22 protein-coding genes and 1 pseudogene are annotated in these 11,188 nt (G+C 69.9%); 6 read left to right on the top strand and 17 right to left on the bottom strand.

Annotated elements, in window-relative coordinates:
* Positions 1-5: 5 nt before the first annotated feature.
* The 6 genes and pseudogenes from AAW14_RS06530 to AAW14_RS06505 form a co-directional block, all read left to right on the top strand.
* A pseudogene (locus AAW14_RS06530) lies at positions 6-281 on the top strand (RNA-binding protein); the annotation flags it as partial.
* A gap of 201 nt (positions 282-482) precedes the next feature.
* Positions 483-869: a hypothetical protein gene (locus tag AAW14_RS06525; RefSeq protein ID WP_265560810.1), complete on the top strand. Its 387-nt coding sequence runs from the start codon at positions 483-485 to the stop codon at positions 867-869.
* A 156-nt stretch (positions 870-1,025) separates the two neighbouring features.
* The gene (locus tag AAW14_RS06520; protein WP_265560808.1) at positions 1,026-1,310 is read left to right on the top strand and encodes a hypothetical protein; all 285 of its coding nucleotides are present in this window, start codon (positions 1,026-1,028) and stop codon (positions 1,308-1,310) included.
* 72 nt (positions 1,311-1,382) lie between these two features.
* Positions 1,383-1,697, top strand: coding sequence for a hypothetical protein (locus AAW14_RS06515; RefSeq protein WP_265560806.1), 315 nt, complete (start codon positions 1,383-1,385; stop codon positions 1,695-1,697).
* 142 nt (positions 1,698-1,839) lie between these two features.
* Positions 1,840-2,037 (top strand): type II toxin-antitoxin system HicA family toxin, encoded by a 198-nt coding sequence (locus AAW14_RS06510; RefSeq protein ID WP_265560804.1) that lies wholly within the window; start codon positions 1,840-1,842, stop codon positions 2,035-2,037.
* A complete protein-coding gene (locus tag AAW14_RS06505; RefSeq protein ID WP_265560802.1) occupies positions 2,034-2,414 on the top strand; it encodes a hypothetical protein in 381 nt (126 codons plus the stop codon). Before AAW14_RS06510 ends, AAW14_RS06505 begins: the two co-directional genes overlap by 4 nt.
* A 116-nt stretch (positions 2,415-2,530) precedes the next feature.
* On the opposite strand, the gene AAW14_RS06500 is transcribed toward AAW14_RS06505, so the two are convergent.
* The 17 genes from AAW14_RS06500 to AAW14_RS06420 form a co-directional block, all read right to left on the bottom strand.
* Positions 2,531-2,689 (bottom strand): hypothetical protein, encoded by a 159-nt coding sequence (locus AAW14_RS06500; RefSeq protein ID WP_265560800.1) that lies wholly within the window; start codon positions 2,687-2,689, stop codon positions 2,531-2,533.
* Positions 2,686-3,138 carry a hypothetical protein gene (locus AAW14_RS06495; protein WP_265560798.1) on the bottom strand — a complete coding sequence of 151 codons (453 nt, stop codon included), beginning with the start codon at positions 3,136-3,138 and terminating at the stop codon, positions 2,686-2,688. Before AAW14_RS06495 ends, AAW14_RS06500 begins: the two co-directional genes overlap by 4 nt.
* Position 3,139: 1 nt before the next feature.
* On the bottom strand, positions 3,140-3,310 hold the full coding sequence (locus AAW14_RS06490) for a hypothetical protein (RefSeq protein ID WP_265560796.1): 171 nt from the start codon (positions 3,308-3,310) through the stop codon (positions 3,140-3,142).
* A complete protein-coding gene (locus tag AAW14_RS06485; protein ID WP_265560794.1) occupies positions 3,307-3,645 on the bottom strand; it encodes a hypothetical protein in 339 nt (112 codons plus the stop codon). Before AAW14_RS06485 ends, AAW14_RS06490 begins: the two co-directional genes overlap by 4 nt.
* Positions 3,642-3,836: a hypothetical protein gene (locus tag AAW14_RS06480; RefSeq protein ID WP_265560792.1), complete on the bottom strand. Its 195-nt coding sequence runs from the start codon at positions 3,834-3,836 to the stop codon at positions 3,642-3,644. Before AAW14_RS06480 ends, AAW14_RS06485 begins: the two co-directional genes overlap by 4 nt.
* The gene (locus tag AAW14_RS06475; protein WP_265560790.1) at positions 3,829-5,094 is read right to left on the bottom strand and encodes a DUF6085 family protein; all 1,266 of its coding nucleotides are present in this window, start codon (positions 5,092-5,094) and stop codon (positions 3,829-3,831) included. The genes AAW14_RS06480 and AAW14_RS06475 overlap by 8 nt, the downstream gene beginning before the upstream one ends.
* Before the next feature lie 26 nt (positions 5,095-5,120).
* Positions 5,121-5,297 carry a hypothetical protein gene (locus tag AAW14_RS06470; protein ID WP_265560788.1) on the bottom strand — a complete coding sequence of 59 codons (177 nt, stop codon included), beginning with the start codon at positions 5,295-5,297 and terminating at the stop codon, positions 5,121-5,123.
* Positions 5,297-5,662, bottom strand: coding sequence for an HIT family protein (locus AAW14_RS06465; RefSeq protein WP_265560786.1), 366 nt, complete (start codon positions 5,660-5,662; stop codon positions 5,297-5,299). The genes AAW14_RS06470 and AAW14_RS06465 overlap by 1 nt, the downstream gene beginning before the upstream one ends.
* 355 nt (positions 5,663-6,017) lie before the next feature.
* Positions 6,018-6,755, bottom strand: coding sequence for a hypothetical protein (locus tag AAW14_RS06460; protein WP_265560784.1), 738 nt, complete (start codon positions 6,753-6,755; stop codon positions 6,018-6,020).
* 76 nt (positions 6,756-6,831) lie between these two features.
* Positions 6,832-7,239: a hypothetical protein gene (locus AAW14_RS06455; protein ID WP_265560782.1), complete on the bottom strand. Its 408-nt coding sequence runs from the start codon at positions 7,237-7,239 to the stop codon at positions 6,832-6,834.
* An 84-nt stretch (positions 7,240-7,323) separates the two neighbouring features.
* Positions 7,324-7,965, bottom strand: coding sequence for a hypothetical protein (locus tag AAW14_RS06450; protein ID WP_265560780.1), 642 nt, complete (start codon positions 7,963-7,965; stop codon positions 7,324-7,326).
* 104 nt (positions 7,966-8,069) lie between these two features.
* On the bottom strand, positions 8,070-8,366 hold the full coding sequence (locus tag AAW14_RS06445) for a helix-turn-helix domain-containing protein (RefSeq protein ID WP_265560778.1): 297 nt from the start codon (positions 8,364-8,366) through the stop codon (positions 8,070-8,072).
* Positions 8,363-8,668 carry a hypothetical protein gene (locus AAW14_RS06440; protein ID WP_265560776.1) on the bottom strand — a complete coding sequence of 102 codons (306 nt, stop codon included), beginning with the start codon at positions 8,666-8,668 and terminating at the stop codon, positions 8,363-8,365. Before AAW14_RS06440 ends, AAW14_RS06445 begins: the two co-directional genes overlap by 4 nt.
* On the bottom strand, positions 8,665-8,946 hold the full coding sequence (locus AAW14_RS06435) for a hypothetical protein (protein ID WP_265560775.1): 282 nt from the start codon (positions 8,944-8,946) through the stop codon (positions 8,665-8,667). The genes AAW14_RS06440 and AAW14_RS06435 overlap by 4 nt, the downstream gene beginning before the upstream one ends.
* Positions 8,943-9,278: a hypothetical protein gene (locus AAW14_RS06430; RefSeq protein WP_265560773.1), complete on the bottom strand. Its 336-nt coding sequence runs from the start codon at positions 9,276-9,278 to the stop codon at positions 8,943-8,945. The genes AAW14_RS06435 and AAW14_RS06430 overlap by 4 nt, the downstream gene beginning before the upstream one ends.
* A complete protein-coding gene (locus AAW14_RS06425) occupies positions 9,275-10,009 on the bottom strand; it encodes a hypothetical protein (protein WP_265560770.1) in 735 nt (244 codons plus the stop codon). The genes AAW14_RS06430 and AAW14_RS06425 overlap by 4 nt, the downstream gene beginning before the upstream one ends.
* Entirely contained in the window at positions 10,006-11,160 is a 1,155-nt protein-coding gene (locus AAW14_RS06420; RefSeq protein WP_265560768.1) for an HNH endonuclease, read from the bottom strand. The genes AAW14_RS06425 and AAW14_RS06420 overlap by 4 nt, the downstream gene beginning before the upstream one ends.
* Between the last annotated feature and the right edge of the window lie 28 nt (positions 11,161-11,188).

Below are 11,188 nucleotides of genomic sequence, written 5' to 3'. Positions count from 1 at the left end.
CAAATCCGCACCTCGCCGACATGGCCGCGGGCGACACGATCCGCTTCCGCATCAAAGGGACCGATGAGACGTGCGACGTGCGGGTCCTGCGGGTGACCGCGTACCCGGACTTCGAGGCGCTCCTCGACGGCGAGGGCCCGGCGCGCGTGAATCCTGCGGCGTCCCGTGAGGAGCAACTCGCGAACATTCGGGCCATCTACGGGCCGGAGAAGGAGCAGCTGGGCGCTCTCGCAATCGAGATCGAGCTGGTCGACGGCGAGGGTCCTGCAACCAGCGAATAGGCGCCTGGATTAGGCGACTTGAGGCACAACTGCAACATAGAATGAGAGCAAAAAGCATCGGCCGGACGGGGCTCATTCCGTCCGGCCGTTCGCCTATCAGGCGGGGCACCACCCCCGCCGCATCAGTGACCAACCGCGAAGTAAGGCACCACTCATGACGATAGCGTTCCGCGCCTGCCCCTGCCACATGGGGGCGGGCACGTGCTGATAGTCGAGCGATCGAAGCCGAAGAGGAACTTCGTCCAGATCCCCAACCAGACCGTCTTCGATGAGCGGTTGAGCCGGCTCGCCCGGCAGGTGTTGTCCGAGCTGATCGCACGCCCTCCGGGCTGGCAGGCGACGGCGGACTCCATGGCTGACGACGGGAAGAAGCACCGCGGCCCCAGGGCGGAGAGTCGGCGCGCGCTGCGGGCTGCCTTCGCTGAACTGGAGGAGTGCGGCTACATGGTGAGGACGCGCTCTCGGATCCCCAAGGGGCAGCCGAACGGCGGCGGGTTCATGACCACACTGACCGTCTACGACGTTCCGCAAACCGGACAAAATGAGGACGGCAGAAATGGAGGGGTTGGTCGATGGGTGGACTCGTGACCGAGGGGGCTCGTGACAGCGACGTCTTCTACAAGACGGGTTACATAAGACGGCTGGCAAACACTCCCGCTTCCGCGGTAGCGGAAATACGCGTGGGCGAAGCCCGGCCTTAGTGCGTGCGCACGCGCGCGCGAGAATCGAGAGGAAGATCAACCGATGGTGAAGAAGGTCCGCGTGCAGCCGCACATCCAGGACAGCGTCCTGCGCGACCCGTTCGAGCCGACGACACATTTCCCCAACGAGCTCATCCAGAACGCCGACGTCAGCCTCTCGGCGCTCGGTCTGCTCCTCGAACTGCTGGCCACCGACGGCGACTTCGACGTCGATGCGGCCCGGACAGCGGAGCTGGAGAGGCGGGCTGCAGGAATCCCACCGGAGGATGTCGACGAGCTGCTGCGGGAGCTGGAGGCTGCTGGGTACGTCACCGTCACGGAAGAGTGAGGCCGCTTCCCGCTGCGATCGATGCCCTGAGTCCCATGCGTCCCGCCCGTCGTGCACGGGACTCGTGCGCCCTTGCCGCTGCTGCTCGCCGGCCTGATGGTGGACCGTCTGCGGGGTGGCGTTCAACGCGAGGGGGATTGCGTGAAGCGGTGGTGGAACGACACGGCCGGCCGGCTGCTGTTGCAGCTGGCGGTGGTCCTGCATCGGACGGTCGCGGGCCGGGATGCGAACGACCGATTACAGGCCCGGCGGAATGCGGCGTTGCGGGCGGCGCACCGGCGCGGGATCCCGGTGGACGAGCTGGCGGCGCGGATGCGGTTGACGCAGAGCTGGATCCGGCAGGTGCTCGCCGGTAAGAAGCCGCCCGCGGTGGAGGAGGCGGCGTAGGCGGACGCCAGAGCGCCCCCGCCCGGATGTCCGGTGCGGGGGCGTGATGCTGTTATCCCTGGTCACCATGCATATGCCGAAACATCTAGGGGCCTTGACTCGACACATCAAGGGGCATTAACCTAGACTCATAGTCAAGGAGATGAAGCTGCGGATCGTCGAGCGGGCGCTGCGCCAGGCGGGCTGCCAGATCCTGTCCGAGGATGGCAAGCACACCAAGTGGGGCTGCCCCTGCAGCCAGCACACCACCGCCGTTCCCCGCCACCGGGAGGTCACGCCCGGCGTGATCCGCAACATCATCCGAGACCTCGCCTGCCCGCCGAAAGGATGGCTCCAGTGACCGCCTACAACGTCCGGGCCGTGCGTGCCGGGAAGTACTGGGAACTGCACATCGACAGCGTCGGCGTCACCCAGTCCCGCAACCTCACCACCGACGCCGACGAAATGATCCGCAGCTACATCCACATGATGAAGGGCGACGCACCCGAGAGCGTCACCTACAAGCTCACGACCAAGGTCGGGGACGGTCTCGATGTGGAGGCAGCCGAAGCGCGCGAGGCCGCGCGCGAAGCCGAGAAGGCTGTGGCTGTCGCCGCAGCCCGCAACCGGGCAGCGGCACGGCACCTCCGTGCAGCCGGCCTCTCCGGCCGCGACACCGCCGCGGTTCTGGGGGTAACTCCACAGCGCGTCTCGCAACTCCTCGGGAGTCGGTCTTGACTCTGGCTGGACTCTCCAGCAAGAGTCGGCGCACGAAAGCGGCCTGACCGGCGCGCCAAGGCTGCGACGTCGTGAGCTAATGCGAGAAGGCCCCGCCCGGTTGGGCGGGGCCTTCGTCACCACATCCGGCAGGCTCGCCACAGCCGCTCCGCCACGCCGGGATGCCCGTGTCCGGCGAGCCAGCCGGCCGCGCCGTCGATGCGCTGCTGCACCCACAGCCGAGCGCGAGTGCGGAGCGGGAGGCGCGGCGACAGGACATGCAGGTCACCGGTCACGCCCCGGCCCTCTTCTTCCCTGCGGGCCCGTAGGGGGATTGCCAGGCCGGCCGGTCTGTTCGCCGTCCGGGCGCGGGCACCGGTGCAGCGCTGGCACGCATCCGCTCGAATGCCTGGGCGAGCTGCTTGAACGTCTCGGCCATCGACTCGGCCATGGGCCGGAAAGCGTCCCGGATCCGCTGCATGGTCTCGTCCATCACCGCGCGGGCTTCGGCCTGGACGAGCGCGGCGTGCTCGCTGGTGTGGTCCTGCTCGGCGGCGATGACAGCATGGCGGGCGTCCTCGGGCTCGAGGCCGTGGCGTTCGACGAGGCGGCGGACGAGGATGTCCCGTCCACCGCGTGGGCCGGCCACGGTCTCCTGGTCGGGTGCGCTGCGCATGGCGTCGCCGCTGATGCTGTAGTCGTGGAGTGCGGTGTCGATCTGGTCGAGGATGGCGTCGGTGCGCACGTCACGGCTCCTTCGGCGGGCTGGGTGGATTCATGATGGCGGACGGCCCGTGCAGCACGTCCCATACTTCGGCCCATTCCGCATGGCAGAGTGCGCAGCCGCTGGTGAGCTCGGGGTGGCCGTGTTCCCAGCGGGCGGCGATCTCGTTCAGGCGACCGATCGGGTCGGTCACGCGGCGTCCCGGCGGCGCTGCATGTCGATGGCGTCGATGGTTGGGCAGGGGTGCGGGGTGACAAGGCCGCGGCAGCGAAAGCCGTCCCAGCCGGAGCACTCCCGGCAGATCTCGATGCCGCCGCGGATCATCGGGGCGTGGAGCCTCAGCAGTCTTTGCTTGAGGTTCTTCAGGCGGCGGCCGGCTGTACCGATCCGGGGTGGCGGTGCGGGCTTGTGCTCGGCGGCGAAGCGGTCGATGCCGGCGCGGAGCCGGGCGACTTCGGCGGGGGTCAACTGGCCGCGGTCGGCGCGGTCGGCGAGATTGCGGAGCTGGGCGATCGTCGGCGCGCTCACTGCGGCCTCCGTGCGGGTCTGCCGCCGCCGCGTTTCGGCTTCCCGTTTGCGTCGAGGAGCCCGTCGAGCATGGCCCGGGTCTTCAGCCCCTTCTTGAGGGCAGTGCGGACGGTTTCGCCGGTACGCGTGTACAGGGCGAGGAGCTGGGCGAACTCCGGGTCTATCTGCATGTGGATCTGCCGCTCAGGCACCGGGCTGCTCCTTCCCGTCGAGCTGCTTCTGGTGGAGGCTGTCGGCGAGGGCGAGGCGTTGCCGGAGCTGCTGCAGGTGGCGGTCGCGGACGCGCATCACGGCGTCGGCGATCTCTTCAGCGCCACCGTCGTCTGCGTCCCACCAGCGTCGGATCACGGCCGCGTACTGCTCGCGGAGCCACGCCGGGTCTGTGATCGTGTCCGGGCGGCCGGCCGCTTCAGTCGCTGCCGGGGCGGTCGCTGTGTCGTCGTGGGGGCAGTGCGAGCAGAGGTGGAAGCCGGTGACGTTGCCGTCCTTCGGGGCCGTCCACGTCCACGTCCAGGTGCCGTCTTCGTTCTGCGTCCACCCGTCGGTCGCTTCAGTCGCTGCCGGGGCGGATTCGGCGGCGGCGAGGGTGGTCACGCAGTCCATCGTGTGCGGTGTCTGGCCGCAGCTGTGCACGGCGGTCGGTGCGCTGCGTTCGGTCGCTTCCTGTCGCTGCTTCCAGGTGGCGAGGCGTGTCCGCTCTTCGGGTGTGGGCCTGTCCGTGGACGGCACGGGTCCGCCGGTCGGCGCCGGGAAGTCCTGCAGCACGTACACCGCCCCCCGCCAGCTGATCGTCGTGCGGTCGCTGCTGGCAAAGACTTCCGGGCCGAGGACGGTCACGTCGCCGTCCCGGTAGGGGTAGTGGGTGCGGTCGGCGAGCTCCCATGCGCCGAACTCGTGACGGCCCATTGTGGTCCACATGTGGTCGTCGTCCAGGCTCAGCTTGCCGTAGGCGTGGAGGAGGCCTGTCGAGTCACGGTCGACGCGAACGGGATGGAAGTGGGCGATCCCTTCCCGCTGGAATCGGATCTCCCAACGCGGCCCGTTCTTGGACTCGTAGACCTTACCGACCTCGAAGAACGGCTTGGGCGCGCTGGCGGCGCCGTCCTCGTCGGCCCGGGACACGGGCGCGGCGTGCGGCTGGGGAACGCGCCTGCCGCACGGGTGCTCGGGGTGCGGGTGCTCGAAGTCGCAGGATGCCCATTGCTTCGCGACGTTGACGAGCGCGCCGAGTGCCTCCTCGGCGGCGGGGCTGAGGTTGGGCGCGGCGTGCACGGTGACGACGGGCTGGGTGGTGTCCGTCTCCTCCGGCCCCGGCGCGTCGCCGTGCAGCAGCTGGTCGGCGGCTTCCGGCTTCGGGCAGTCCATGAGCGAGCACACGAGGTGTCCGCCCGCGCCGACGTACAGGGTGGGGTGTCCGCAGGCGGGGCAGAAGCCTGCGACGTCGTGCATGTGGATCGAGGGCAACGGCTGGTCGTTCACAGGTACTCCGGTTTTGGTGTCACGGTGGTCATGTGGTGCATTTGGTCGGCGGTGAGCCCGCAGCCCCAGAGGTCCCGGCGTTCCGCGGACCGCATCTCCGGGGTGGGGTCGGGTTGGGTGTCGCCGCAGACGTCGGTCCAGTCGATAGCGGGGACGGGCTGTCGGGCGGTCATCAGTGCGCTCCCGTCTTGCGGCGCCCGCTGTACCAGGGCAGCGCCAGGCCGTCGTTCTCCGCGCGGGGCACGAGGTGTAGGTGCAGGTGGAAGACGGACTGGGTCGCTTCCCTGCCGCGCGAGGTGATCAGGTTCATGGGGCGGTCCATCCGCTGCATGAGCTGCGCGGCTCGGCGCATCGTGTCTGCGGAGACGGCCGGGTCGCTCGCGAAGTCGCGGACGTGCAGCTTGGGGATGACGAGGGTGTGCCCGTCCACGACGGGATTGAGCGGGACGATCGCGATGGTGTCGGACCACTCATGCACGAACGTGGCGGGCGCGCGGCCGAGGTTGATCTCGCAGAAGGGGCAGGGCTGGTCGGTCACGGCTTGCTCCATGTGGGTCGGTGCGGATTGGCTGTACGGCTCTGTGAGGGCCTGGGAGCGACTCCGGCGGCCGAGAGTCGCGGAACGGCCCTTGAGGGCGTCTGAGGCGGCTTCAGGGGCCGCGACGGGCCTCAGGCGGGCGGAGCGTCGACGGCGGCGGCCCTGAACGACTCCCGGACCCGGGACGGCCTCAGGTGCCCCGTAGAGCCCCGAACTCGCCTCCGGGCGTGCCGTCGGGCCCGGACCCGCCCACAAGCCCACGACGGCCGCCTACAACCCCGCGACGGGGCCGTGGACGGGGCGGCGAGGCCCGCCGCGAACGCGAACACGAACGCGGCGGACGCCAACTCGGCGATCACGTGGGCTCCTCGACGGTGTACGTGGTCGTCTCCCGCACGAACCGCCGCTGCACGGGCGTGCCGTCCTTCCACGTCGGGAAGTTCGCGGTCACGGTCTGGTAGCGGTCGACGGCTTCGGCCCGGTCGGTGAACCGCCAGCCGGGCGCCCACTGGTCCGCAACCCCGTCGCGGGTCTCGACGTACCAGCGGTGGTGGGGCGGCTGCGCCTCGGTGGCGGGCTGCTCCTCGCCTGCCAGTTCGGCAGCCAGATCGCGGGCGATCGCCGCGCAGGCGTTGCACTCCTCGCAGCAGCCGAGCAGCCGCTCGTCGAGCTGCGACAGGAACTCCCGGAGGACGTCGGCCCGCGTCGCGGCCTGCTCGGCGTCTGCCAAGGCCATGGCGGCATCGGCGTACACGGCGGCCGGGATCAGCTGCGGGTGCGCCTTCCACCACGCAAGCGCCTCGGGTGTGCCGTTGCTGTCCCGGATGGCCTGCGCGTACCGGTCGCGGCGGTCGTCGTCGGCCCGTGTAGGCGGCTGCACCGGGGCAGACACGGCGGCGAGCCCGGCCTTGATGGCGGCGTGCAGGTAGCTGCGCGCGTCGAGCAACGACAGGTGCTGCTCCTTCTCAGTGAGGCCTTCCCACGGCGGGCAGACCGCGTTGAACGGGTTCTCGTAGGCGAGCTGCTGGCGGGCCTTGGCGAGAGCGAGGACGCGGGGGTCATCGACTTCGGGGCGCTGCGGGTCGGTGGTCATGGTCGGCTCCTTCGTGATGTGGTGGTCGGGCCGGCCGCCCTCCTGGCTCCAACAGGAGGGCAGCCGTGCAGCGGGGTCACGGGGTGGCGGCGTTGGGCCAGCCGACGGTGGCGTAGCCGTTGAGGTGGTCGCCGTCGTGACCGGGCTCGAGGGTGCAAACCTCGTCGTCGTTGAGGTCGCCGCAGACGTCGTCGTCCACGTCCTCGACGGCCGTGAGCCGGGCCGGGCAGAAGCGGGCGCCCTTGCCGCCCGCGAGGTCGAAGTAGACGAACTGCCCGAACTCCCCGTCCTCGTCGAAGTGGAAGAAGCAGTCCGCCAGCTCGGGGCGCCCCTTCTCGGCAAGGACCGGGCGCAGGTGCGGGATGGCGTGCTCAGCGATCTGGCGGGCAGCGGCGTCGCGGTCGGTGAAGTCGATGGTGATCGGCGGCACGGGCCACGCCGGGCCGAACTCGACGCGGTACGTGGTGGGCTCCTGCTGGGTCACAATCGGGTCCTTTCGCTGGTGGTGGGGTGGTGTCGTCCCGGCCCGCACCGGTGAGGTGGGAGGCGGCGACCGTCGAAGCGCGGCTCAAGCGGACGGGGCGGGGCGGGCGGCGGTGTCCTCCGCGGTCTTGAAGCCGTTCCGGGCGACCGCGCGGCGCACAGCACTGGCCTGGTGCTCCCAGTACGCCCGCTGGTCGGCGTCGAGGTTCTCCCAGCCGTCCCCAGCCGCCATGAACCGCTGGTACAGCCACGCGGGCAGCGTGTCCGGCTCGGCCGACCGGGCGGTGGGCTGGTTGGCGGCGTCCTCGGCCTTCCACTGCTCCTCACGCTCCCGGAGCTGGCACTCGACGTTGAAGGCGCCTTCGTAGTCGCGGTCCTGCTCGCACTGGGCGGCCAGCACGACGAAGGACTGGCGGATCTCGTTGCGCCGCTTCTCGACGGCCGGGCGCTCCAGCTCGGCAACCCGGGCGCGGAGGCGGCGGACTTCGGCGACGAGCTGCGGCACGTCGGTCCGGGCGGCGGCCACGAACGCGGCGTCAGCACGGTCCTGCGCCAGGCCTTCCACGCGGCCACGGCAGGTCTCGCCGATCCACTCGGCGCCTGCCTCGTACTCGGTGCCTTGGTAGATCTCCCAACTGTCGGTGCACCACGGGCCGGGGGTGGCGGCCTTGGCGCGGGCGTCGATCTCGTCGAGCTGCTGGTCGGTGAGCGGGGTCTGATCGGTCATCGGGTGCTCCTTCGGTGGTTGGTGGTCGTGCGGCGCTGTGGCCGCTGTGGCTGTTCGGTGCGGTCGTCGTGCAGGGGCGGGCGGCTTGTGGGATCAGCGGCCCGTCAAGCGGCGTCGCCGCGGAGTGCAGCAAGTAGCCGCTCCCGGTTGGCGCGCTGCTGGGCCGGCGACAAGGGCATGCGGCCGGTTGGGGGCTTCCAGTCCTTGACCCGCCCGGTCGGTACGGCCTCGAGGTACAGGCGCTCGAGGTTCGTCGGCTTGCGCCGCCGCTTGGCGTTCGGCAGGCCGAGCCGGTGACGGGCCTGCGCGATGGTCCGCTTGTGCAGGCCGGTCTGTTCGGCGATCTCGGTGTTGTTGAAGCCCTGACGGAGGAGCTCGGCGACGTCGGCGCGGACCTTCATGCGGCGGTCTCCTCGGCTTCGGTGTAGCGGCGGGCGTGGACGGTGCTGCGGGCGCGGCCCTCGTCGTGGCAGGGGCAGCCGGGCTCGACCTGGCACTCCGGGCAGCACGCCGACAACTGCGCCCAGGCGGACACGCGCTGCGGATGCGGCTGCGGCAGAAGCCGGCCCGTCGTGCGCAGACGGCACGGCTTGTGAGCGGCAGCCCCGCAGTGCGGGCACGGCACGGCACGCGCCGGATGGTGGGTGGCACGCAACTGGTGGCGGATCGACTGCGGCATCGGAGCGCCGTAACGGGCGGTCATCGGGTTGCCTCCTTGGCGGCGTTGAGGTCTTCGGTGCAGGCGGACTTGCCTTTGGGGTCGGGGCCGGGGTCGATGTACGCCTCGATGGCGTCGCGCAGGTAGCTGCCGGAGATCAGCGCCGGGTTGTTGTGGGCGTAGGCCGCGTACCAGTCGCGCTCCCACGGCTCGTGCCGGGTGCCGATCAGGTCGCTGATCTCGGCGGCCGTAAGGTGCTCGCGGACGCGGGCGATCATCCGGGCGGCCTGCTCGGTCCCGTGATCCGACTGGCGGTACGTCATCGGGTCTCCTCTGGCGGGCAGTTGCCGCAGTCGCAGGGCTGGTCGGGGTTGTGCTCTTCGTTGCGGTAGTGCCGGACCGCCGCATCCCAGACGGGCTTCGGGATCCGCCAATCCGGCGGCGGACCCGGCGGACTCGAACCGGTCGGCCACACGCCGGGACGGTGACCGGGCGGCGGCGGAATCACCGGCTTCGGCTTGTCGTCACGGCGCGACCGGCCAATCGCGATCTGCGCCCGCAACAAGGCCCGCAACTCGCTCGGGCCTTCGCGGCGGACGGCCTTCACGTCGTCGATCTGGATTCCGTCGTCCTGCGGGATCTGGGCGTCGCTCACGACGCGGCCCCCTCATCGACGATCTCCGCGTCGGGGATCTCGTCCTCGAGCCGCTCGAGCGCCCGACGGGACATCTCGCGAACCCGCTGCTCCTCCGCGGCACGCTGCTCGGCGGTCTGCTCCGCCTCACCGCTGGCTGCGCGCACGCGGGCGCTGTGCGGACTGGTGCGCGGTTTGCCCAGCGGCTGCCGGTCGTTGCCGCCCGGCGTCTTGCACGGCCGGCCTATCGCCGCCTGGCACGTCGGACACTCGACACCCAGCGGGCCCGCGCGGCGCACCGTGTCGGCGAGCAACTCCTCATCGGAGTCCGGAACCTGACGGCCGAGCCCCTCGAGGGCCTTCGCCACGTCCTTGTGCGGGCCGCCCGTGAGCGCCAGCGGAGTCGTGGGCGCCGGAACGCGGCCAGACGCAATCGCAGCCGTCTGCCCGCGGAGCCGGGCCAGGTACTCCGGCACCGTCTCGTCCGGCAGCGGCTCGTACTGGAAGTTCTCCAGTCGGGCGTTGCGGATCTTCGTGCGCAGCGTGCGGACGTGATGCGGCAGGATCCACAGGCGTTCGTTCGGGTTCTGCGGCGGGGTCCGGTAGTACATGGCGACCGCCGCCTTGGCATCCGTGTCGAGCGGAACGTCCTCGAGGGCTGCAGCCCAAGCCACAGCAGCAGCAGCGGACGGGGTGCGGTTGTCGAATGCGGCGGCGTGGCCGAGGAGTTCGGCTGCCTCGGTCGGATTCACGCGGAGTCTCCTTGCTCGGCGAGTTGGGCGGCGATGGCTGCCCAGCCGGCGACCTTGGCGTCGGTGCCGGACAGGGGCTGGCCGGAGGACAGGGCGATGACGTTGCTGGCGTTCTGGGCTTGCCGGATCTCCGAGAAGGCGAACTGGAGGGTTCCGGCGCTGACGGGCTTCGAGAGGGAGCCGAGTCGCTCGAGGGCGCGCCAGAGCTCGCCCGAGTCGGTGCCGTTGGCGAGGGTGTCGGCGATGACCTTGCGGACCTGGCGCTTGTTGTAGGCGTTGCCGGGGAGGTACCGCTCGAGGAAGGCGTCGGTCATCCGGTCTTCGATTGCCCTCTCGCCCGTCTGCGTGACGGTGGGGCTGCCGGACGACTGCCGGGGGGTTGGGGGGGTTCCCTTCCCTTCCCTGTTCCCTTCCTTTCCTTTCCCTTCCGTCAGTGAATGGTTCAGTGAAGAAATCTCACTGTCCGCATCCATGACAGGTTCAGAGTTCGACTCTGCGTAATATTCGTTCACTGAACCATTCAGTGAACGGTTCAGTGACTCATTCAGTGAATCCTCAATGCCTGCCAGTCCGGCAGGCGGAATGAACTCCTCCCCGTCCGGCGAGTGGCGTCGGGCCCTCTCGCACACCTGGTGCGCTGCACGGACGTTGGACGGGTGGTCCGTGCCTCCGGCAGCCACCGGGCGGATGTGATCGATCGCAAGGTTGTGGTCATCGTTGACGACGATCCGCCGCGGGATCTCACCGCAGCACAGCTGGCACGTCCAGCCGTCCCGCCGCGCGTACATCTCACGGGCCTTGTAGTTGCCCAGCGACGGCGGCGGCAGCTTGCTCTTCTGCGGCCGGTTGATCCGCTGGTGCTTACGGAAGTTGACGACCAGCGCCATCTGCTGCCGGGCCACTCCCCCGATGAACGGGAAGACGAGTCCCGTGTCGGCGAGGCACTGCATGAGCTGGTCGACGTCCTTGAGCGTCAGATCGTCGTCGTACATGAACGCCTGGGCTTTGATGTAGGCCGGCGTCCAGCGCAGGATCCCCTCGTCGTCTGCCATGTTGAACGTGGCGATGAAGAGCAGCCGGGCGTCCCGCGGCATGACGCCGAGGAGTTCGTCCTCCCAGAACTCGGGTTTCACAGTGCGGATGCGCGGCATCGGGTTCCTTAAAGTTGTGCTGATCAGG

This window comes from Streptomyces hygroscopicus, assembly GCF_026168105.1.
GTDB classification, from domain to species: Bacteria; Actinomycetota; Actinomycetes; order Streptomycetales; family Streptomycetaceae; genus Streptomyces; species Streptomyces hygroscopicus_D.
This window is presented reverse-complemented; position numbering and strand designations above follow the sequence as displayed.

Bases quoted from the DNA above. Each gene is read 5' to 3' on its own strand.
- AAW14_RS06475 (WP_265560790.1), bottom strand. From the start codon at position 5,094: ATGCACGACGTCGCAGGCTTCTGCCCCGCCTGCGGACACCCCACCCTG.
- AAW14_RS06450 (WP_265560780.1), bottom strand. From the start codon at position 7,965: ATGACCGATCAGACCCCGCTCACCGACCAGCAGCTCGACGAGATCGAC.
- AAW14_RS06470 (WP_265560788.1), bottom strand. From the start codon at position 5,297: ATGACCGCCCGACAGCCCGTCCCCGCTATCGACTGGACCGACGTCTGC.
- AAW14_RS06445 (WP_265560778.1), bottom strand. From the start codon at position 8,366: ATGAAGGTCCGCGCCGACGTCGCCGAGCTCCTCCGTCAGGGCTTCAAC.
- AAW14_RS06440 (WP_265560776.1), bottom strand. From the start codon at position 8,668: ATGACCGCCCGTTACGGCGCTCCGATGCCGCAGTCGATCCGCCACCAG.
- AAW14_RS06435 (WP_265560775.1), bottom strand. From the start codon at position 8,946: ATGACGTACCGCCAGTCGGATCACGGGACCGAGCAGGCCGCCCGGATG.
- AAW14_RS06420 (WP_265560768.1), bottom strand. From the start codon at position 11,160: ATGCCGCGCATCCGCACTGTGAAACCCGAGTTCTGGGAGGACGAACTC.
- AAW14_RS06510 (WP_265560804.1), top strand. From the start codon at position 1,840: ATGAAGCTGCGGATCGTCGAGCGGGCGCTGCGCCAGGCGGGCTGCCAG.
- AAW14_RS06520 (WP_265560808.1), top strand. From the start codon at position 1,026: ATGGTGAAGAAGGTCCGCGTGCAGCCGCACATCCAGGACAGCGTCCTG.
- AAW14_RS06460 (WP_265560784.1), bottom strand. From the start codon at position 6,755: ATGACCACCGACCCGCAGCGCCCCGAAGTCGATGACCCCCGCGTCCTC.